The organism is Rhizobium sp. SU303, from assembly GCF_021052345.1.
In the GTDB taxonomy this organism is placed as follows: domain Bacteria; phylum Pseudomonadota; class Alphaproteobacteria; order Rhizobiales; family Rhizobiaceae; genus Rhizobium; species Rhizobium laguerreae.
Window position 1 is genome coordinate 853676 of sequence record NZ_CP088095.1, and the last position, 19767, is coordinate 873442.

Sequence of the window (19767 nt, forward strand, 5' to 3'; positions counted from 1 at the left end):
TTCCGCCCGGAGCTTTATCGAGCGGCAGTCGGAGACAGCCGCTCCAGCGTGGGGGCCAGAATGGTGGCGAAGATCTCCGGGGTCCCGTAAGCACGGGCTGAGAGCATGGCGCCATGAACGGAGGCCATGAAGGCTTCAGCCTCGACGCGCGGTTCGCTCGACAGCGTCAGACTGCCGTCCTCGGCACCGCGTTCCATCACCGCGGTCAGCCAGGCCGAAAGAAAGCGGAAGAAGGCCTTGACCTCGGCTGCGACCTCCGGCGGCAGTGCCGGCAGTTCGCTCGCAAGCAGGGCGCAGACGCAAAACGGCCGGCTGGCGTCCTCGATGCACTGGGCCCAATGGCCCGCATAGGTTTTAAGGAGCGCCAGGGGATTCTGCACCTGCTGCTCCAGGCCCGCGATACCCGCCTCTGCATCTTCGCGATATCGCACCACAAGCGTGCGCACCAAGTCGGTCTTGCTCGGAAAATGGTGATGGATGCTGGCCTTGCGGATACCGACGACGGCAGCGATATCGGCATAGCTGAAGCCGTTATAGCCTCCGGTCATGATCAGCGCTCGGGCGGAGGCCAGGATTTCGTCGGAGGTCGTCAAAAGATTGCTCATGGCTTTCATCTACCTTCCAGTAGGAAGGCTGTCAAGCGCAAAGCAGATTTTCTGCCGTCAGCGGTGTTGGAGACGGTGACAGGCAACACCTTGACGCTGGCGAAAGTGATGGGGCATCGGTTGTAGCGACCGGCCTTGACTCGCCTCGAACACCCAGAACATAATCAGAACATCTAATATGCGGAATGGAGTTTTGGATGTGCGGCCGCGTCTATATCAAGACCTCGCTTGAGGAGCTGGTGCGCAATTTCGCCTTTGCGGAGCGAGGCGCGATCGATGCGCTCGGGAATCGATTTCCGCGCTACAACGGCGCGCCGACGCTGGATTATCCAATCATCATTCGCGACATGGTCCGCGAGCCTAAAATCATGGGGCCGGTGTTCGCCTCGGCGCGCTGGGGTCTAATGCCGGCATGGATGAAGCCGGGTGGCCGGCCGCCGCCGATCAATGCCCGCTGTGAGGGCATCGATACCAACGGCCTGTTCCGTTCGGCCTACAGGTCGCGCCGTTGCCTGGTGCCGATCAACGGCTTCTTCGAGTGGAAGGATATCTTCGGCACGGGCAAGAACAAGCAGCCCTATGCGATCGCCATGGCTGACGGCTCGCCCTTTGTGCTCGCCGGAATCTGGGAGACGCGGCGCGACAATGACATAGAGACTCGGAGTTTCGCAATTGTCACCTGCGAACCGAATGAAATGATGGCGCAGATCCATGATCGGATGCCGGTCATCCTGCATCGTGAGGATTATGAACGCTGGCTATCGCCGGAACCCGATCCGGCCGATTTGATGAAGCCATTCCCGGCGGAACTGATGACCATGTGGCCGATCGGCCGCAATGTGGGTTCGCCCAAGAATGACACGGCTGACATCATCGATCCGATCGACCCCGATCCGGAACCGACGCTGATCTGAATTCACCGGCTCGGGCGGGAGCCATCCATCAACCATGCGGTCAGAGAGAACCTCGCGAGAGGACAGGACGACGCATGCCAGAACAAATCACATGGAAATCGTGGGAACATGTCAGCGGCCGAGAAATCAAATACAAATGGCGGCACGCCTGGAAGGAGAAACCCGGTGACGACTACGTCGCTTTTGACGGCGATATCAAGATCGGAAGGATATTCCGGTCACAGGCCGGCGAAGGGATCGATAATCGATGGTTCTGGATCGTGGCGACAGACGGCAACCCTCGACTGGATTGGCCGTCGGCTGGATACGAGGACAGCGCCTACGTCGCCTCAAGGCGGCTGGAAATGATCTATGAAAGCATCAAGAGCGGGAAACGGAGGACGGCGCACCCATGAGCATTGAAGCAGGCAGGCGGGATGTCCGCTTCGCCCATCGCGACGTGAGGGTCTCACGCGCCCGACGGTGCAACCGCCCGCAACGCGGTCCTGACGATCGCATCGCCGAACTCCGGCGAGACCGGGCGATGGCCGACCAGCAGCCGGAAGAAGACCGGTCCGTAGATCATGTCGAGCAGCGCCTCCATATCAAGCGGCGGAACGATCTCTCCCCGAGCCAGAGCCTCCTCCAGGATGACACGCCCCGCGTTGCGGCTCGACAGGATCACCTGATTGCGGAAGGCCTTGGTGAATTCGCTTTCCGGGTCGGCCGCCGCAAGTGCCATGGTGATCTGCCGCCCGCGCGTGCTTGCAAAGGCAGTCACCAGTCCGCTCATCTGCGCGCCGAGAGCCGCCTGCGCCGTGCCCCCTCCAACCTCCGCTTCCGGTAGCCGGTTGACCAGAAGAGCGGCCATCGCCAGTTCTTGCGCGTTGGCCCAGGAGCGATAGATCGTCGGCTTGCCGACACCGGACCGCGCCGCCACGGCTTCGATCGTCATGCGGCCAAAACCTTCGGCCATCAGGATTTCATGGGCGGCCTCCAAGGCGCGCCTCTGCGCGGCAGCGCTTGGCGGCCGCCCTCGTTTCTTCGGTATTGCGTTATTCTCTTGACTCATATCTTTACGATACGTAACGTTAATATAAGACCCAGTCAAGGAGGATCACCCATGCCGAGTTTTGCACGAAAAGTGAGCGCCTACTTCATCGTCAAGGATGCGGCACGGGCCATCGACTTCTACAAGGAGGCTTTCGGCGCCACGGAAGTCTTCCGCATGACCGATCCTTCGGACGGGCGGATCGGCCATGCCGAGCTGCGTTTCGGAGAGACGCTGATGATGTTGGCAGACGAATATCCGGACTTCGGCGCCCTGTCTCCCGATACTGTCGGGGGCTCGCCGGTGACCTTCCACATGGACACGGTGTCGACCGACGAAGCACTCGCGCAGGCGCTGTCGGCCGGGGCGACGATGTTGCGCCCGGCGACCGACCAGAGTTTTGGCGAGCGGGTGGCGCAGGTGCTTGATCCCTTCGGTCATCGCTGGATGTTGTCGCAAACCATCGAGCAGGTTCCGCCTGAGGAGATGCAACGCCGCTGGAACGAGGACATGTCGGCGTGAGTGCCGCAGCCCTTGAAGCGCTCGAGGAGGCTGAGCGCGCCTTCAACGCGGCGATGGTTTCCAACGATCCCGCCCGGATCGCCGCCTGCATCACGCAGGACTGGGTGCTGGTAACGCCTGAGCGTGGCCCAATCCCTGCACAGGCTATTCTTTCGGCGATCGGATCCGGTGTCTTGAGCCACGACACGATGACCAAGACGACGCATCACGTCCATCAGCTCGGCAATGTCGCCACGGTTACCGGCCGCGGGCAGAACACGGGCATGTTCCGTGGCGAACCGATATCAGCCGACGAATGGATCACCGACGTCTATCACCGGGAGGGCAACAGGTGGCGGTGCGTACTGACCCATCTCACCCCTGTTTGCAGCCCCTTGGAAATCCCTTCGATTCAAGACAAGATCATCCCGCTCTAGCTGGGGGACTCTGATGGAAAACCACGAGCCGTTTTTACGCGAGGCGATTGCACTCTCGAAATCCGCGCTGGAAAACGGCGGCGAACCGTTTGGCTCTGTGCTGGTGAAGGACGGCGAAGTCATCCTGCGCGTCGAAAACAGCGTCTTCAGCGGCCACGATATGACCAACCACGCCGAGATGAACCTGGTTAAACTGGCGGCACAACACTACGACACTGCTTTTCTCGCCGGCTGCACGCTCTACACCAGCACGGAGCCGTGCGCGATGTGCTCCGGGGCGATTTACTGGTCGGGCATCGGGCGCATGGTGTTTGCCTGCTCCGAAACGCGGCTTGGCGAGATCGCCGGGATCGGGTTGAACGTGCCGAGCCGGGCGGTGTTGCAGACCGGCGCGCGCAACGTCACTGTGGTTGGCCCGACGAACCTCGAAGACGAAGCCGCCAAAGTCCATCAGGAATTCTGGCCGAAGCATCTCGGCAAGGCTTAGAGGTTGCCGGCGATAAGCCGAGGGCAGCTATCTCCCGCAACGCCCGCTATCACGGGATCGCTGCGCGGAGCGGACATTGGACACATGCTCGCTACTGCTGGGCCCGCCTAAGGGACGGCTGGCTTTTGAGCGGCAGGCCTCCACTGGCGGTCGGCGCACGCGTAAAACGCGGTCTGCGGTTCAGCGCCTGTATTCCGGCTCGCTGCGATCGAGCGTGCGCTTCACCGATTCCAGATGGAGCCGGGCCGACTCCGGGTCTCCTTTGCGCATTTGCCGGTAGGCCGCTTCGGCGATCTCAGGCGCGACGGCAAGGACTTCGCGTCCGGTCGACAGGGCGAGCGTCTGCACTTCGCAGGCCCGCTCGAGGTAATAGAGGTCGTCCCAGGCCTCGGCGATATTGGGCGCACAGACCATCACGCCGTGGTGCTTCATGAAGACGATGTCGGCATCGCCGATCGCGGCCGCGATGCGATCGCCCTCGCGCGCATCGAGCGCCAGGCCGTTATAGTTCTGGTCGACGGTTGTGCGTCCATAGAATTTTAAGGCGGTCTGCCCGGCAAAGATCAGGGGATCGCCCTCGGTCATGGAAAGAGCGGTGGCATAAGGCATATGGGTGTGGAATGCCGCCTTGGCGCGGGGAATGTTCTTGTGAATCCTGGCGTGGATGTAAAAAGCGGTCGCCTCAGGCTGCCCGCTGCCCGACACCACGTTGCCGTGAAAGTCGCAGATCAACAACATCGAGGCCGTCAGTTCGGCGAAAGCGTAGCCATAAGGGTTGACGATGAACAGGTCGTCATAGCCGGGAACGACGGCCGAGAAGTGGTTGCAGATCCCTTCCTCCATGCCGAGCCTTGCCGCCATCCGGAAGCAGGCCGCAAGATCGACGCGGGCCTGCCAGATATCGTCCGTATCAAGTTTCGGCTGGTTGGGGCCGCCGGCGGGCGATGGGGCTGTATTGAGGGAGTGCGCCATGGGGTCGTTTCAAATTGGTGCCGAAGGAGAGGGTGGGTGTATTCTGGATTACGCCCGGATCAGCCTCGCATCAAGCAGGCTGGAGACAAACATCGTTCGCTTCATTTGCAAATCCGCATTGGCGCTCGGCGCACGCGTGAGACGCGGCCTGCGACCGGCTCGCGACAGTCCGACCGTCGACTGCACAATCTGACAGGCCGCTGCCCCGTCTCACATCGGCGGCATTCCCTCGAATTTTTGCGCAGCCGGATCGGTCTTGTCCCAGGCAAGGCCGCGCGCGGTGTAGGTCACCATCTGCGGCTGGTATCGGCCGGGCTCGTCGAGGCTTGCGGCGTGGATGGTGAAGAAGTCAGGCATGTAGGAGAAGGTCATATAGACGGGCGCGCCGCAGGCGGGGCAGAAGCCGCGGGTCTTGACGTTGCCGTTGTCGGCGACCATCTGCCAATGCGTCGCCTGGCCTTCCAGCTTCACCGCCTGCCGGCTCGGGAAGGTCAGATAGGATCCGTGCCCGGTGCCGCTTGAAGCCTGGCAGTCGCGGCATTGACAGTCGTTCATCGCAATCGGCTCGGCGGCGATTTCATAGTGGATCGCACCGCAGGCGCATCCGCCGGTGTAAGGCTTGCTCATGTCTCTCTCCTGATAAAACGCCGTATTGGCGACGGCGGTCGCCTCAGTTCTTCTCGTCAGCTATGGCGCCGACATTCTTCACGACCTTCTTCCAGCCTTCGCCCATCTTCTCGAAGGCGGTCTCGTTTTTCGGCAGCACGAAGCCGGAATGGATGAGGCGCAGCCGCGTGCCGTTCTCGACCTTGGACAGGATGAAGGTGACGACGGTGTCGAGCGGCGAGCCGTAGCCGGCATTGCCCTCATGCCCGCCCTTCCAGGCGTAGGTGAGGCGCTCGTTCGGCGTCACCTCCAGCACCTGGCAGTGGATCGTGCCGTCCCAGGCGCCGGCGGGTGTCGTCTGGTAGGTGAAGTGTTTGCCTTCGATGGGCTCGAAGCCGGCCGGCATCATCAGCCAGCGGCCCATCAGATCGGCCGTGGTCAGCGTTTTCCAGAGCGTCTCCGGCCGATGCGGGAAGACCTCGTCGACCACGATCTCTTGCGTGTCATGCTTCAATGCGGCGTCAGTCATGGATCGATTTCCTTCAGCAATGTTCTGAGATTGGCAAAGCGGTCGCGCCAGAAGGTGCCGTAATGGCTCATCCAGTCGACAAGCGGCTCGAGGCCTTCCGGCTCGGCGCGGTAATAGACCTTCCGCCCTTCCGGGCGCTCGGCGACGAGGCCCGCCTGTTTCAGCGCCTTCAGATGCTGCGAAATCGCGCCCTGCGTGACGCTGCTTGCCCGCGTCAGTTCGACGACGGTGATCTCGTCGGCGTCGACGATCTGCTCGAACACGGCCCGCCGTGTAGGATCGGCAAGGGCGCGCATGACGGCGGTGATGGAGGCGGTTTCGATCATGGGAAAACCAATAGCGCACACTAATTGATGAGTCAATACTAATCTGTTTTTTCCCGATGCGCCACTTCGGCTTTGATAAACTTCTGCTCAAAGCTAGGGCCTTGTTGTTGACAATGTCAGCAACACAGGGTTGTCGTGAGTGTTGGCGCAGGAGGAATGACCTCGGATGAACTTCATGAGATTGATTGGTTTTCTAGTTTCGATGGCGTCGATTGTTTACGGGCCGTCGGCCAATGCCGGCTCCTTGGATCCCGACGCTTTCAAAAGCATCCCAGCTGGCAAAACCACGGCATTTTCCAAACTATCGTCCTTTGATGCTCAGGCGGTTTGCCTGCTTCAGCCCTACCAGGATCGATTGTCGTCCAAAGATGCGTTGGCCGTCCGAGTGAACACGTATCTCGCGGCGAACAAGTATGTTGCGGACGAGGGTCATTTTGCATTTGTGCTGGTTGGGAAGGACGTTATCGAGATTGTACCGTTCAAACGGTCTCGGAACCTTGATGTCTTGGCAAAGCATGAGGTTTCTTCATCAGTGGATGAGACGTTGCCGAAGGGTTTCGCCCCACACAACTGTGCAAACGGTCAATCCGCAGCTTTTTTGAAGATTGGATTGCGAGCAAGAATCTATCTCGTGCTCGGTGAGCTACGCTAGGCACTCAACCGGTGGCGATCTCTGCCGGAAACATGCTCGGCGGATGAAGCTATCGGTCGCCACCCCTCCGTCATATGCTGATGCAGGGTGCCGACGAAGTAGAAAGCCAAAGCGACGATGAAAAACCGTAGCAGGCCGCGCTTGGGAAAACACACCGCCGACACGCCAGCGGTCGACGCGTTCACACGCAGTGCGCTTGCATCGGATCTGACGTGGCTGCCGGATATGACGGCTTTTGGAAAGCCACCGCTTACTGCCGAAGCCTATGTAGAGGCCTATCTCGCAGATCCCGGCGAATGGTATTGGACGACGCTTTTGCTGCATGATCCGAGCGAGATCGTCTTGAAACGGGTGCTCGCCATTATCGATCAAGCCCAATTGCCCGGCCACGAAAAGGCGCTCGGTCAATTAGGCGCCGGTCCGCTCGAAGACATGATGTCGGAGGAGTTGCTGGATCGTCTGCAACATTGGCTGCCCTTCACGCCGGCCATGCGTTTTGCGCTCAGTCTGGTTCGAATGGCTGTCGAATCTCCTGTCTTGCAACAGCGACTGAAGGCAATGCTCTTGCGCTAGTGCCTCTGCGGGTGGCGGGCCTGGATCCCAGGCTCGAGGCTTGGAATGACGGAGGGTATGGGTGCGTTACCGCCAAGCTCCCTGCCGGCGACGCGCTCCGAGCTCGGGCTTTAGTTCGAGAGGTATTTCCGAAGGAATGTGCGAACGCTGCGGATGGATTTTTCGGTGGCGTCCGGATTGTATTTTTCGATGTGACCCAACACCTTCCTTCCCACCTTGAACTCCGGGGCATCGAAATCGTGGTAGGTACCCTTGTAGATATTGAGCTCGATCGGCGGGCTATTGTCACTGAGACGGGCAAGCCTCTTCCGGCATCGGTCGGCCGGGCTCCAATTGTCTCGATCGCCAGTCAAAATCAAGATCGGCACCGTGGCATCGCCCTGAGTTGCCGCGCAACGGGGATAGTAGGCAACCGCCGCCTTGAATTTGTGGTCCATCAGCTGTTCGTTGCCTTCAATTTTTGTTCCCTCCAGCGTCGCCGTGCCGCCGGTTGAAAAGCCCATCAAGGCAACGCGCCCGGCATCGACGAAGCTTTGTTTCGATAAGAAATTCAAAGCGCCATAGGCGTCGAAGACGCGATCGGGGAGATGGCTTTGACAGGTGCCCTTGATATTGCGGGTGGTGAAGCTATCGACGACGAGCACGACGTAGCCCCATGAGACCAGTCGTTTCGGCCAAAGCTCCTTGACGCTCAAACGCATGCCCTCGCATCCATGCAGCACGACGACCGCCGGGAAGGGACCATCGCCCCCAGGGCGGGATAGATATCCCAGCAGGGGTGTACCTTGCGGTTGAGAAAGAATTTCTCCCTGTTCCCTAGCCTTGCTTATTCGAAATGGGCTTAGCTTTACGGGCGCGCTTTCGAAGTGAACCAGTTCGTCGGCATCAGCTGGGTTTCCAGCGAGCGTGACGCTGAGAAAAGCGACGAGGCAAAGAAAAAGTCTCGTGGTTTTCACCGAACTTCTCCACCGTTTGATCAACAGCCTGCTCATTGTACGCCGGACGTGAAGGCTCGCAAAGCGGTGAGGCGTTCTGCCGCCGATTGGGTCGATTTCAAACCGGCGCATGCCCGCGATCAAAAGCCCTTGATCACCCCCTGGCAGATCCGTTATGACTACCGTAAATCCAGGCTGCGAAATTTGAATCCAGAGGTGATGTCGACCAAGTCGGCGTCGGCCAACACCATGCCGATTGAGTTGATAATTGCGGCCAGTGTCACTGAGCCACCACCATGGATTTGCCACTGAGCGTACCCCTTGCTCCGTCATCCTCGGGCTTGACCCGAGGATCTACCTTGGCCTCCACCAGCAGCGGGCATGGATCCTCGGCTCAAGGCCGAGGATGACGGAGGGTGGTGAGCGCGGCTTGCCAAACTTGCCGGAGAGCGGATGGCATTCTGGCGCCTACTTGGTCGGGCAGGCTCGATTTCGAACTGACGTGAGACTCACGATTAGCCGTTGATCACCCCCCCGGAAAATCAGTTAGGACGACCGTAAATCCAAGCTGCGAAATTTGAATCCAAAGGTGGTGGCAACCAAATCGGTGCCGGCCAATTCTTATTGGGTCGATAACAGGACCAGCGTCACTGAGTCATCATCGCGGGTTTGCCACAAGGCTCACCCCTTGCTCCGTCCTCCTCGGGCTTGACCCGAGGATCCACGCCGGCCTCCATCTGTCAGCTATGTATCCGGGCTTTACATCAAGGCCTGGGGATGACGCAGCATCTCCGGCAATACGATTACCATCTCGATCCCGCGCTCCACGGTGCTGCCGGTCGGCTCCATCGTCCGCCCGAGCGTCACGCCGGATGGCGTTCATCCCTATGGCGCCGTGATCGACCGTGTCGTGGGCGGCATTCCACAATCCGAAAAGCTGAAATTCAATCCATAGGCGGAGCCAACGAAGAGGCCTTCGGCCTCGTCACTTCGGCTCCGGCTGTTGGATGACGGGCGGCGGCGTTTCGCTCTTGCCGCTCCCTTGAACGAACGGCTTGATCACCGGGATGCTCAGGATCGACGCGACCATGACCCCGATGATGATCATCAATAGCATTCTCATGGGCGCCTCGCTTCAGATCGATTGAGCTGTCTTGCGGCATGCATACGCCTCTTCAGGAATCCGAAGATTCAACATCCCCAGGCTGAAAACGTTCCATCGCACAACAGAGCACCGATAGAGATGACATCCAATGACGATATTCTCCGCGCCCTCGGACGCGTCGAGGGCAGGCTGACAGGCATCGAGGAAAACGTGGCACTTCTCCGCAACGAGGTCGGTGAAGAAAAGGCCAATGCACACGACAGCCGCGCCGTAATCCACAAGCGGCTTGACGAACAGGCAAGACAGATCGCCCATCTCGATACCAGGGTGGCGATCAGCGGCGGTGCGGATGCGTTAATCCGCGAGGAGATCAAAACCCTGAAGGAGACCGTCGAGAAGAACCAGGAGGCGGTGAGGCCGGCGCTTGAGGAGTGGAAACGGATGAAGACGATCGGCTACGGGATATCGGGGTTGATTGCCTTCGCCGGCCTGACGATCGGCGGGATGATTGCCTATGCGAGCGACGTCGCAGTGGCGGCGCTGCGGCATTGGCTGAAGATCAATTGATCGGCGAGCACCAGGGCGCCAGCAGACTCACGTGCCCCAACCGAAGCAAACAGATTCCTAAATTTTAGACATCGCTAACGAACAAATCTGCGCCCTGTTGGTTTTCCTCTCAGGAGGAAACAGACATGAAGAGCATGAGCAAGCGCCAAGTTCGCATTCCCGGCCCGCGAGAGCACGATGTTGCGGAGCATTGCCGCAAGTTTGGGATCGGCCCGGCAGAGGAGAAGAAGCTGAAGAAACTTCTCGGCTCTCGGGCGCCGCTCCATGAAATCCAGGCCAATGCTCCGCCACGGCAGCCAAGGTGGCGTTAGTCCAAGCGCGAAGCGGTTTCCCCCGGGAATTGCACAAGACAAAAGGTCAGAGCGGTTCAGCTTCCATGAAAGCTGAACCGCTCTGAGTGGTGAAGGGGTCGCAAAAGGCTGTCCATCTGATCGTTTCACGCCGCATTACGGCATTGATTCAAAGATTGAGCGAAACGGAGCAGCGCTGCGAATGTGGGTAAAAGAGATTCTATTGCCGGGCTTTTCAATCATCGATCTTGTTTAGGATGTGGGCCGACAGCTCGGCCTGCCACACTCCGATCCACTCAAAGCCCTGCTCCGGCAGGGTTTTTCGTTGGCGTTGTCGTGTGCCTATCGATTTTCACCCGGGACGGAGTCTATTGGTATGCCGGCCGAATCATGCCGGGGCAGGTGCCGATGGCCCTTCCACGAATTTTCCGGGGTCGCGGTGCCGTCGCTCTGCCGGGAACTTCCGGCAATATCAGGGGTTTTGCCGGCGGATCGCGCGGCAGGTCTCGTCTCCTGTACCACTGCTACCCCTGCAGTTGCTGCGCGGTCCACTGCTGCAGAACCGAAGGCATTGCTCTCCGCGATCGCCAGGGCGCAAAGCCGTACAGCTGCGCGCCCGCAAAGCGTATCAATGCCGTGGTTGCCGCGACAGCATCAGGATGTAATCGTCGGCGATGTCGGCAACCACCATGGCGGCTTCCGCGGCCGTGTATCCCCTGCCGATGGCGTCGCTGACGATCTTCATCACGGCAGGTTCAAGCGCTTCTCGGCAGTCGGACAAGCTTTCGACATGCGGGCATTTTGCCCGAAATTCCAAGACGTTGTTCATGGCGCACCCTCCATTCGATTGAGCTCGGGCCCTATGAAGGCAAGCCGGCCTCTCCCCAGAAAGGCGGGCCATGGTTCCGGCGAGCTGCTTCAGGAACCAGAAGTGTTATCGTGATGCTACGATGGCATATGAGCCGATGTATTCAAGCGCATGCTGATATTAAGGTAAGCCAGTAGGGTTAATTCGTCCGTTGCTGTTGCATCGTGGCATCGCCAGCAGATGCAAAGGCTACAGAGGCTGCTGCATCTCGCCCAAAACCGTAGAGCGGTTTTGGGACAACGACATGCATCAAATAAAGACTTTAGGATTTAAACGCCTGCCAGATCATTTTCTGCCCTAGACGCTGATACGCCGGCCCGCCTTGTCCGCCTCTTTGCGATTGGCGCCGTGTTTTTCGATGATGTCCTTGGCATCCTCGTTGGAAATGCGGTGTTTCTTCGCGAAGTAGATGACGTCGTAGGGTGCGTCAGCCACGGCCGCTTTGGCGGGCTGGGTCTTTTTGCTTGTGTCATTGGTCATGATTTTTCCTTTCAAGGCAATGTTGCGCCGGACATCAGCTGATGTCGCCGCGTCAGCACCAGAACAGGATGATTTTCAGCCGGGTCGGCTCTGAAATCGGAATCCTGTTTCAATTAAAGAGTTAGAGCATGATGTCGTCCGAAAACCGCTCACGCTTTTCGGCATCCTGCTCTGTCGGCTTCGGAACGAGCCAAGCCGGCATCGGTTGAGGAATTGGCTTGCCGTCCTATCGATGCGCTCGGGCCGTCATATGTTTTTCCCAGATCTGCGTTGCCTGCGCTGCCGTGCCGGTCTTGTGGAATCGCAGCAGGTGCAGTCCTTCGTTCCGTCGTTTTTCGTTAAAGGCGCTGTTTTCGTAGTCGGTGCCTTCGACAATGCTCTCGCTTTGAAGAACGGCCTTCAACTCCTGCACATAGTGTCCGGTGATGTTGAAAAGCGCTTCATTCTCAGGTGCGTCTGTCATCGTTTTCCCTATGAGTGGTCGCGTGGCATTGAACGCAGTGCTGCGGTTCAGCTGGCCACGTTGGTGGATGCATCAAGCAATCCGCGCCCCTATGGGAAAGGCTGGTATCGGACAGCGTTTAGCTGGAGGTGTCTGTCTGGAGTTCCATATATCATGCAGCAGCGCACCCTTGCCAATCAAGGATTAAGGCGCGGCGAGTCTGAACGCCCGCATGTTAAACTACTTGCCTCCCCGATACCACCTCAATCGAAATGCCGAAGAATATGGAGGGAGCAGGGCTGTCTTCGCTTTCCGAGTTTAAGGCAAGCGATCCGGGTTCCCACCAAAACGGTTGCTTCTGCAGGAGAGACCAGGCGTGGAGGCGTTCGTCATGCCGAGCCGGCGTATCGGTCAGCTCATCATAGGTGCCCTGAACAAGCACGCTCTTCCACGTTCGGTTTTCGCCGAATTCTTCAACCTGAACACAGGCGGGTGAATGGGCCCGCAATAGATCAATCTTCAGGCCCGGCATGGAAAATATGAAAAGACGTTCTTTTTCATAGGCATACTGGATGGGAACGATATAGGGATATTTCTCGCCGAGGCATGCCAGGTGGCCACGGGTGTGGCCTGCCAGAAAGGCGAGGCAGTCTTGTTCACCCATTTCTCGCAGTTGCATCGCGTTATCCACTTCGTTTGATAGGCAGCAAAGCGTCTTCGGCTCGCGGCAACAGTCTTTGCAGCGCTACCAGAACACATCGTTGAGAATGATATAGACGATAAAGGCCAGACAGATTGCTGGTGTCGATTTCACCAGGAAGTCGATATACCGGAACCTGCCGATATGCTGAGCCAGGCGTTTCCACGAATGGATGTTTACCGTGGAAGACATGATGCCCTCCTTTGGTTGGGGCCGGGTAACTCTGATTACCCCGGGAAGCAGCACCCGTTCACAAGCTGCCACTACACCAAATATGGGCGCCAATCATCTGCGCTACAAGGCGTGGCGGATTGCCGTTCCGGCAAAGAGATCCCGCTGCTGTGCACGATCGCAAGGGGCGGCGCGGAGGTGCCAGGATTGCGGGGCACGTCCATACAGGATTGCCCTTCGACTTCAACCATCGCTTCGATCAGTTTCAGCCGATCGAGTTTCCGCCGTTGATCGTCATAGAGCCTGCTGAGCAGCGCATAGGCCGATCCGGAGGGTCTGCCTTTGCGCAATAATTTCCTGATCAGCATTTCCTGATCGGCAACACGATGCGCTGCCTTCACGATATGGCGACGCGCCAGTTTCAGGTCCTTCGGGCGGTATCGTGTGGAAACCATATGTTTGCTCTCCCTGTCTCATCCGGCAGTAGCAGGATGGTCGCCGTTTTCAGTTCGCGGCCGCACGCCTTCTCGCGATCAGCGAAAATCCGCGGCCGTCAGCGTGAAGTTGTTTCCGCGTCGATGCTGATAGGCTCTCGATGCGGCCTCCTGAATGGAAGAGCGCGCCGCATCAAAGGCATTGAGATAGGCGGCCTCGGAAGAGTTCTGGGTGATGGCGCTGCCGAGGGCTGCCTCTTCGACCAGAAACCTGACTTCGAACATGCCGTCATAGCCGGTGAAGCGGACGCCTTTTCTTGCTTCGTCGAAGCTGCGGCTTCTATTGGGGAAAATAAGTGTCATTGCAGTTATCCTTGGAAGTGGGCGCGGCCGATCTGCGGAACTCGGGCACCGGTTGTGATGATGGATGCACGAGGGAGCGAATAGCTTGACGCCGGATGTCCAGCGATCAGCCTGCCTGCATGTCCGGATGTCGGCAGATCTCAATGGATGGTCTGCACGATAACCCGGTTTTCAAGCAAGGCTTCCGATGTCTTGATTAAGCGCATCGTACCCGTGATAACCTCATCGGAATAGAGCGAATCCGCACGGGAAATTTCGTCCGTCATATCGCGGAGAACTTTGTTGATCTCCAGCAGAGGCGGCACGAATTCCACCAATCCGGCGGCTGCCAGCCCGTGCGTCAGGCGCGCGATCGCCTCTCGCAGGTGATCGACCAGCGCACGCCTTTCCACCGGCAGTGCCGACGGCTTTGTGAGGGTCGCTTCATCGTTGAACTGCATGATGCGAATCCTCCTATAGCTAAAATGGGTTCCGCCACGCCATTATCAATGGCCGCCGCGAATGAGGTTGCGGTCAGCCGGCAATAAGCGCAAGCTAATTTATCGGCGGGCACGATACGGGCACCGCTGCTTGGGGCGCGGCGGGAAATCTGCCGCCAGTCAACCCTAGCCCCAACGAAGGAGGACGCCATGTCTTCCACATCAGATCAGTTTTTCGGCGTCGGCAATTTGAGGATGCTCGATCGTATCCTGCGAAAGGCCGGCTTTCGCGGCGGCGAAACCCACGCGGCCGATGAGGGTGAGATCACCGCCACAAGTTTCCTCATTGATTGCTTCCAGATGGGGATCGTCGATGAGGCCGCGTTGAAATCGGCGCTGAAAATGTATCTCGCGACACAGTTGAGTTCAGGCCCGCTTCCGCTGGCAATGGAAGACGCCTCATTTGCCCGATGGCAGGATGACGGCGGCGCCCCGGTGAAAGCCTATCGGATCGCGCGGTATACGGCGTCCGGGCGTGCGGACGCACCACTGCGGCCGCCAGCCTACCGCTTTCCCAAAACCAGGCTGCCTGAACGATTGTCCGAGATCCCGTGAACGTCTTGCCGCGATGTCGCCGGCACCCCCCGATCGATCGTCGCGATGACATGACGAACAAGGAAGAAGACATGTCTGGGATTCCCGCCGATCAAAAGGACAGGGCCAGGAAAAGCAAAATCATCGCCTTCCTGCGGAAAATCGCAACCTTGGGCCCGACTGCAGACGATCTCATAGCGCAGGCGCGTCAAGCGCGATCATCGTCAGCGGAGGAGGGGATCGATAGCGCCGATAGGCAAGCCTATGGTTTGGCGCGTCCACACAGAGGTCCGTTCGATAACGCGACGGCATTCAGTGCCTCCACCTACGACCATGATCTCCCGACGCGGCAGCAATTGGAGGCCGCGCAACGCAGCCAATCCGATGCGGTAAAGCAGCAAGAGGCAAACCGCCAAAAAGGCAAATTTCGTATGCGTTCAAAGCGGACGAAGCTGAAATATCCCTGAGCAGGAGATATGAGCAATAGAGCAGCGGACGGCGCCCTATAACTTTCCTGCCGACTGAGCGGTGCTTGGCTCCAACGCTTTTCCGCTCCGGTCCGCTGAAAAGCCCGCCTCAGGCAGGCTTTTCCTGTTTGCGGCAAAGCCCAGGCCGCCGTCACGCTGCCCCAAACGGCACGGCGACGAAGGTCTTGTTGCCATCGCGTTCGACGAGCAGCAGCACCGACTTGCGGCCGGCCTTGCCGGCCTCTGCAATCGCGGTCTTGACGTCGCGGGCATTGTGGACCGGTCTGTCATTCACCGAGACGATGACATCGCCCGACTGGATGCCGGCGGCAGCCGCAGACTTGTCCGGGGCGACCTTGGCGACCACAGCACCGCTGATCGAGCGCGGCAGGTTGAGCTCTTGGCGCACGTCGGGCGTCAGATCCGCAAGGCCGATGCCGAGGCTCGGCTGGCCGGTGCTCTGGCCTTGGGTGTCCGGGCTTTCGGCCGCGGCCTGCTTCTGGCTTTCCTCATTGGTGCCGACGGTGACGTTGAGATCGATCGTCTTGCCGTCGCGCCAGACGCCGAGGGATTTTTTGGCGCCCGGCGAAAGGTCGGCGACCAGGCGCGACAGGTCCTTCGGCGTCTTGACGCTCTCGTCGCCGACTGAGGTAACGATATCGCCGGGTTTTAGGCCGGCATGGGCGGCCGGCGTATCGGCGGTGACGGCGGCAACCAGCGCGCCGCCGGTCTTGTCGAGGCCGACGGCATCGGCGACGTCTTTGGTGACCGGCTGGATCTGCACGCCGAGATAGCCGTGGTCGATCGAACCGTCCTTCTGCAGCTTGGCGACGATCGCCTTGGCCTCGTCGGAGGGAATGGCGAAACCGACGCCGACACTGCCGCCGTTCGGCGAATAGATAGCGGTGTTGATGCCGACGACATTGCCGTTGCGGTCGACCAGCGGGCCGCCGGAATTGCCGTGGTTGATCGGCGCGTCGATCTGGATGAAATCGTCATAGGGCCCGCTGTGCAGGTCGCGGCCGCGCGCCGAGACGATGCCTGCCGTCACCGTGGTGCCGATGCCGAAGGGATTGCCGATCGCCAGAATCTGGTCGCCGAGCTTCAGCCTGTCGGAATCGCCCCAGGCGATGGTCTGCAGCGGCTTGCCCGCCTCTATCTTCAACACGGCGACATCGGATTTCGGGTCTGTGCCGATCAGCTTGGCCGGCAGTTCGGTGCCGTCATCCAGCGTCACCTTGATGTCGACGGCATTGTCGATGACATGGTTGTTGGTGACGATCACCCCGTCGGGGCTGATGATGAAGCCGGAGCCGAGCGCCATCGCCTGCTGCGAAGGCCGCTTTTGCGGTGCCTGGCGCGGCAGCGGGACACCCTGATCCTCGAAGAACTGGCGGAACTGCTCGTCCATCGGCGATTCCTGCTCTCCGGCGCTGACATCGGTCGCCTTCATTGTCGTGGTGATGGTGACAACGGCAGGCTTGTCGGCATCGACGATGGAGGCGAAGGAGCCGCTCGGCGCGAGAATGCCGCCGGTATCAGAGGGCGCGGCAACGGCATTGGAGGCGTTGATGGCGAAGGGCAGGCAGGCTGCGCCGGCGATGATGGCGGCCCCGACAAGGGCTGTGGTGCGATGGTTGCGGAGGATGTGTGACATGGTGGTGATCCCTTGGGCGGGTCCCTTGCGAGAGCGTTGGCTTGGATGGCGTCGTGGTTCCATGTCCTGGGACCTGGCGTCGGATGGCGTTTGGCGCCAATTCCTCCTGGGAACACGCAGTCGTCGAGGGCGGTGGCCGGGGGAAGAGAAGAATTGGCGCTCGGGATTCATATGATCCCACCAAGCGGATTTACAAATTAAAGTTTGATCATGTTTATATTGCCGATTTGTAAGCTAATGACTGGAACTTAATCTTCGCTCACCCAGCGTTTGAGCGGCTCAAAAATTCCGGCCTGATTTTGCTTCGCAGGCGGCCTCCACGATGTTTTCATTCGAAAATAAACGCACTTTTTCCAGGAGGTGATGATCCGATCGCCGCATGCGCCCGTAATTTGCCGACAGACGATCCCGCTGCCGTTTCTGTAAATTATATTCCGGGATCCTGTTGCGAATATAAAATGTTAGTAGACTCTAAATTATTTATTCTTCAGAAAGTAAAGATCGCGAATCGAGAGCAAGCGAGACTTGCGGGCTAGATATAACGGGGCGGTGGGGACGGCAGTGAAGCGGGGGCGGAAGGCCAGGCGCGGCGCGCATGTGAAGTTGAGCGATGTGGCGAAAAAGGTTGGGGTCAGCCCCATCACCATTTCGCGCGCGCTTCGCAATCCTGAAATCGTCTCGGAAGATTTGCGCGAGGTTATTCTGCGCACGGTAGACGAGATGGGGTATATCCCCAATCTTGCCGCCCGGGCGCTGGCCGGCCGCCACAACGGCACCGTCGGCGTCATCACGCCCGCTTTGCACCGGCCCGCCTTTGCAGGCCTGATGATCGGCATCGAGGATCGCCTGCGCGCCACCGAATTCGGTGTGCAATATTCCAACACGCTCCACCATGCCGATCGGGAGGCCGGCCAGCTGAAATCCTTCCTGATGCAGAAGCCGGCCGGCGTCATCATCGCCGGTGCCGAATCCTATGATGATCTTCTGCCGCTGATCGAGAATGCCGCCTGTCCGATCGCCCATATCACCGATCTCAGCCAGGAGCCGGAAAGGCTGGTCGTCGGCCTTGATCATCATGCGGCAGGCGCCGAACCCACGCGTTTCCTGCTGTCGAGGGGCTATCAGAGGATCGCCTTCATCGGCGGCAGCACTGATCTTCGCTCCCGCCGCCGCAGGGAGGGCTATGAGGACGCGATGCGCGAAGCCGGCCGTTTCGATCCCGATCTTGCCATCGGCGCGGATGCGACGGGCACCACCGGTCTCGGAAGGGAATTGTTGACCCGCCTGTTGCAGCGCGTGCCTGATGTCGATGCCGTCTTTGCCCAGAATGACGAACTGGCGCTCGGTGTGCTCATCGAATGTGGCGTGCGCGGCATCCGCGTGCCGGAGGATTTCGGCATCTGCGGTTTCAACGATCTGGAATTTTCAGCCTTCACCGAGCCGTCACTGACGACGGTGCACATACCGCGCTACGATATCGGTTACCGCGTCGCCGATATGCTGCTGCGCGCCGTCCGCGACGAGCCGCCCGGCGAAGACAAGGTCGATTGCGGCTTCTCCATCATCCCACGTGGCTCGACGCGCTAGCGCGGCTCGACGCGGTAAGCTGCTATGATCTGCCGAATGAAATGCGACCGAACTGTCGTATGCTCAAACTAGGCATAGCCCAGATTATTCCCTATACCGAGGGAATGAGGATGACTGTGCTGAAAAATGGATAGTGCGGGACTGTCTCTGGACAGAATGCGTACCTTTGTCCGCGTCGCAGAACGCGGCAACCTGTCGATGGTGGCCAGAGAGCTGGGCGTTGGTCAATCCACAGTGACACGGCACCTCAATGAGCTTGAGGAGGCTGTCGGCGTCCCGCTTCTCAGCCGAACCACGCGTCGCGTCACCCTTACCGACGAGGGTAGCCGCTATTACACCAACTGCCTGCAGATATTGCGTCTGGTCGAACAGGCTGCTGAAGAAGCCAGAGATGCCCGTCAGGCCCCCGCGGGTGCTGTCCGGCTTTCCTGTACGGCAGCGCTCGGTGTGATGCACATCACGCGCCTGATCTTTGATTTCCAGGACAAGCATCCGGACATCCGGGTCGACCTCAACCTGACGGACGAGCGAATCGACCTGGTTCGCGAAGGCGTCGACGTGGCTCTTCGTCTTGGGCCTCTCGCCGACAGCGCAATGAAACTTCATGCGCTCGGAGAGAGCCATCGGCTGTTGGTGGGCGCTCCGACCTATTTGTCGGCCCATGGACGGCCGGAGCGCCCAGCCGATCTGTCCCGCTACGAAACCGTTATAATGTCCAATGTGGCGGGGAGCGATCAGCTTGTTCTTTCCTCTCCCGATGGCACAAGCCTGATGATCCCGGTGAGCGGCAAGCTGCGCGTCGATCACGGGCTTGCGGCGCGCAAAGCCCTTGCCGCCGGGCGCGGAATTGGTCCCGCACACCTCTGGTTGGTTCACGATCTTCTCGACGACGGTCAGCTCGAGGTCTTGCTTGGCGACTATCGTCCCGCACCGGTTCCTGTGAGCTTGCTAATCGTTCCGGAGCGCGCCGCCATTGCCCGCGTTCGGCTTCTCGTCGACTTCCTTGTCGCCGAGATTTCCAGATTGCCGGGAATCCGGCCATCGTGATTTAAAGCT

The 19767-nt window shown here is 59.4% G+C and carries 30 protein-coding genes; 13 read left to right on the top strand and 17 right to left on the bottom strand.

Features of this window, described 5'->3' with window-relative positions:
• Positions 1–14: 14 nt before the first annotated feature.
• Positions 15–605, bottom strand: coding sequence for a TetR/AcrR family transcriptional regulator (locus RlegSU303_RS04255; RefSeq protein ID WP_231283491.1), 591 nt, complete (start codon positions 603–605; stop codon positions 15–17).
• Between the two features lie 197 nt (positions 606–802).
• Between RlegSU303_RS04255 and RlegSU303_RS04260 the strand changes: the two genes are divergently transcribed.
• The gene (locus RlegSU303_RS04260) at positions 803–1519 is read left to right on the top strand and encodes an SOS response-associated peptidase (protein ID WP_026158579.1); all 717 of its coding nucleotides are present in this window, start codon (positions 803–805) and stop codon (positions 1517–1519) included.
• Between the two features lie 74 nt (positions 1520–1593).
• A complete protein-coding gene (locus RlegSU303_RS04265; protein WP_017959472.1) occupies positions 1594–1914 on the top strand; it encodes a hypothetical protein in 321 nt (106 codons plus the stop codon).
• 53 nt (positions 1915–1967) lie between these two features.
• On the opposite strand, the gene RlegSU303_RS04270 is transcribed toward RlegSU303_RS04265, so the two are convergent.
• Positions 1968–2570: a TetR/AcrR family transcriptional regulator gene (locus RlegSU303_RS04270; RefSeq protein WP_017959473.1), complete on the bottom strand. Its 603-nt coding sequence runs from the start codon at positions 2568–2570 to the stop codon at positions 1968–1970.
• 51 nt (positions 2571–2621) lie between these two features.
• On the opposite strand from RlegSU303_RS04270, the gene RlegSU303_RS04275 reads away from it, so the two are divergent.
• From RlegSU303_RS04275 to RlegSU303_RS04285, 3 genes are read left to right on the top strand one after another with little or no spacing between them, the layout of a single operon-like run.
• Positions 2622–3071 (top strand): VOC family protein, encoded by a 450-nt coding sequence (locus RlegSU303_RS04275; protein ID WP_017959474.1) that lies wholly within the window; start codon positions 2622–2624, stop codon positions 3069–3071.
• Positions 3068–3487, top strand: coding sequence for a nuclear transport factor 2 family protein (locus RlegSU303_RS04280; RefSeq protein ID WP_231283492.1), 420 nt, complete (start codon positions 3068–3070; stop codon positions 3485–3487). Before RlegSU303_RS04275 ends, RlegSU303_RS04280 begins: the two co-directional genes overlap by 4 nt.
• A gap of 13 nt (positions 3488–3500) precedes the next feature.
• Positions 3501–3974, top strand: a complete 474-nt coding sequence (locus RlegSU303_RS04285) for a nucleoside deaminase (protein WP_231283493.1) — start codon at positions 3501–3503, stop codon at positions 3972–3974.
• 180 nt (positions 3975–4154) lie between these two features.
• On the opposite strand, the gene RlegSU303_RS04290 is transcribed toward RlegSU303_RS04285, so the two are convergent.
• The 4 genes from RlegSU303_RS04290 to RlegSU303_RS04305 all read right to left on the bottom strand — a co-directional run bounded on the left by RlegSU303_RS04290 (position 4155) and on the right by RlegSU303_RS04305 (position 6407).
• Positions 4155–4946, bottom strand: a complete 792-nt coding sequence (locus tag RlegSU303_RS04290) for an aldolase (RefSeq protein WP_017959477.1) — start codon at positions 4944–4946, stop codon at positions 4155–4157.
• Between the two features lie 210 nt (positions 4947–5156).
• A complete protein-coding gene (locus tag RlegSU303_RS04295; RefSeq protein WP_017959478.1) occupies positions 5157–5573 on the bottom strand; it encodes a GFA family protein in 417 nt (138 codons plus the stop codon).
• A 43-nt stretch (positions 5574–5616) separates the two neighbouring features.
• Positions 5617–6081, bottom strand: coding sequence for an SRPBCC family protein (locus RlegSU303_RS04300; RefSeq protein WP_231283494.1), 465 nt, complete (start codon positions 6079–6081; stop codon positions 5617–5619).
• The gene (locus RlegSU303_RS04305) at positions 6078–6407 is read right to left on the bottom strand and encodes an ArsR/SmtB family transcription factor (RefSeq protein WP_026158580.1); all 330 of its coding nucleotides are present in this window, start codon (positions 6405–6407) and stop codon (positions 6078–6080) included. The genes RlegSU303_RS04300 and RlegSU303_RS04305 overlap by 4 nt, the downstream gene beginning before the upstream one ends.
• Before the next feature lie 166 nt (positions 6408–6573).
• Between RlegSU303_RS04305 and RlegSU303_RS04310 the strand changes: the two genes are divergently transcribed.
• Together RlegSU303_RS04310 and RlegSU303_RS04315 are read left to right on the top strand one after the other, a co-directional pair.
• Positions 6574–7059 carry a hypothetical protein gene (locus RlegSU303_RS04310; RefSeq protein ID WP_017959481.1) on the top strand — a complete coding sequence of 162 codons (486 nt, stop codon included), beginning with the start codon at positions 6574–6576 and terminating at the stop codon, positions 7057–7059.
• A gap of 117 nt (positions 7060–7176) precedes the next feature.
• A complete protein-coding gene (locus RlegSU303_RS04315) occupies positions 7177–7632 on the top strand; it encodes a hypothetical protein (RefSeq protein WP_231283495.1) in 456 nt (151 codons plus the stop codon).
• 110 nt (positions 7633–7742) lie between these two features.
• Here RlegSU303_RS04315 and RlegSU303_RS04320 read toward each other — a convergent pair whose 3' ends face one another.
• Both RlegSU303_RS04320 and RlegSU303_RS34205 read right to left on the bottom strand, forming a co-directional pair.
• Positions 7743–8624, bottom strand: a complete 882-nt coding sequence (locus RlegSU303_RS04320) for a dienelactone hydrolase family protein (RefSeq protein WP_051077377.1) — start codon at positions 8622–8624, stop codon at positions 7743–7745.
• A 928-nt stretch (positions 8625–9552) separates the two neighbouring features.
• A complete protein-coding gene (locus tag RlegSU303_RS34205; protein WP_261332663.1) occupies positions 9553–9678 on the bottom strand; it encodes a hypothetical protein in 126 nt (41 codons plus the stop codon).
• A gap of 132 nt (positions 9679–9810) precedes the next feature.
• On the opposite strand from RlegSU303_RS34205, the gene RlegSU303_RS04325 reads away from it, so the two are divergent.
• Positions 9811–10239 carry a DUF1515 domain-containing protein gene (locus RlegSU303_RS04325; protein ID WP_231283496.1) on the top strand — a complete coding sequence of 143 codons (429 nt, stop codon included), beginning with the start codon at positions 9811–9813 and terminating at the stop codon, positions 10237–10239.
• Between the two features lie 125 nt (positions 10240–10364).
• The gene (locus tag RlegSU303_RS04330) at positions 10365–10550 is read left to right on the top strand and encodes a hypothetical protein (protein ID WP_231283497.1); all 186 of its coding nucleotides are present in this window, start codon (positions 10365–10367) and stop codon (positions 10548–10550) included.
• A 607-nt stretch (positions 10551–11157) separates the two neighbouring features.
• Here RlegSU303_RS04330 and RlegSU303_RS04335 read toward each other — a convergent pair.
• The 8 genes from RlegSU303_RS04335 to RlegSU303_RS04370 all read right to left on the bottom strand — a co-directional run bounded on the left by RlegSU303_RS04335 (position 11158) and on the right by RlegSU303_RS04370 (position 14427).
• Positions 11158–11358: a hypothetical protein gene (locus RlegSU303_RS04335; protein WP_131623872.1), complete on the bottom strand. Its 201-nt coding sequence runs from the start codon at positions 11356–11358 to the stop codon at positions 11158–11160.
• 336 nt (positions 11359–11694) lie between these two features.
• Positions 11695–11877 carry a DUF3606 domain-containing protein gene (locus tag RlegSU303_RS04340; protein ID WP_131630634.1) on the bottom strand — a complete coding sequence of 61 codons (183 nt, stop codon included), beginning with the start codon at positions 11875–11877 and terminating at the stop codon, positions 11695–11697.
• Between the two features lie 226 nt (positions 11878–12103).
• Complete coding sequence (locus RlegSU303_RS04345; RefSeq protein WP_017959490.1) at positions 12104–12340, bottom strand: hypothetical protein; 237 nt, start codon at positions 12338–12340, stop codon at positions 12104–12106.
• 214 nt (positions 12341–12554) lie between these two features.
• A complete protein-coding gene (locus tag RlegSU303_RS04350; RefSeq protein WP_131720272.1) occupies positions 12555–12998 on the bottom strand; it encodes a pyridoxamine 5'-phosphate oxidase family protein in 444 nt (147 codons plus the stop codon).
• A 66-nt stretch (positions 12999–13064) separates the two neighbouring features.
• A complete protein-coding gene (locus tag RlegSU303_RS04355) occupies positions 13065–13211 on the bottom strand; it encodes a hypothetical protein (protein ID WP_017959492.1) in 147 nt (48 codons plus the stop codon).
• Between the two features lie 71 nt (positions 13212–13282).
• Positions 13283–13645: a hypothetical protein gene (locus RlegSU303_RS04360; protein WP_017959493.1), complete on the bottom strand. Its 363-nt coding sequence runs from the start codon at positions 13643–13645 to the stop codon at positions 13283–13285.
• 78 nt (positions 13646–13723) lie between these two features.
• Positions 13724–13987, bottom strand: coding sequence for a DUF1488 domain-containing protein (locus RlegSU303_RS04365; RefSeq protein WP_003546348.1), 264 nt, complete (start codon positions 13985–13987; stop codon positions 13724–13726).
• 140 nt (positions 13988–14127) lie between these two features.
• Positions 14128–14427, bottom strand: coding sequence for a hypothetical protein (locus RlegSU303_RS04370; protein WP_011650973.1), 300 nt, complete (start codon positions 14425–14427; stop codon positions 14128–14130).
• A 189-nt stretch (positions 14428–14616) separates the two neighbouring features.
• Here RlegSU303_RS04370 and RlegSU303_RS04375 point away from each other — a divergent pair, with 189 nt between their 5' ends.
• Entirely contained in the window at positions 14617–15021 is a 405-nt protein-coding gene (locus RlegSU303_RS04375; protein WP_017959494.1) for a hypothetical protein, read from the top strand.
• A 71-nt stretch (positions 15022–15092) separates the two neighbouring features.
• Positions 15093–15467 (top strand): hypothetical protein, encoded by a 375-nt coding sequence (locus tag RlegSU303_RS04380; RefSeq protein ID WP_179039087.1) that lies wholly within the window; start codon positions 15093–15095, stop codon positions 15465–15467.
• Between the two features lie 151 nt (positions 15468–15618).
• On the opposite strand, the gene RlegSU303_RS04385 is transcribed toward RlegSU303_RS04380, so the two are convergent.
• Positions 15619–17124: a DegQ family serine endoprotease gene (locus RlegSU303_RS04385; RefSeq protein ID WP_231283498.1), complete on the bottom strand. Its 1506-nt coding sequence runs from the start codon at positions 17122–17124 to the stop codon at positions 15619–15621.
• Positions 17125–17721: 597 nt separating this feature from the next.
• On the opposite strand from RlegSU303_RS04385, the gene RlegSU303_RS04390 reads away from it, so the two are divergent.
• A complete protein-coding gene (locus RlegSU303_RS04390) occupies positions 17722–18711 on the top strand; it encodes a LacI family DNA-binding transcriptional regulator (protein ID WP_231283845.1) in 990 nt (329 codons plus the stop codon).
• A gap of 126 nt (positions 18712–18837) precedes the next feature.
• Entirely contained in the window at positions 18838–19758 is a 921-nt protein-coding gene (locus tag RlegSU303_RS04395; RefSeq protein ID WP_131708505.1) for a LysR family transcriptional regulator, read from the top strand.
• The last annotated feature ends 9 nt before the right edge of the window (positions 19759–19767 follow it).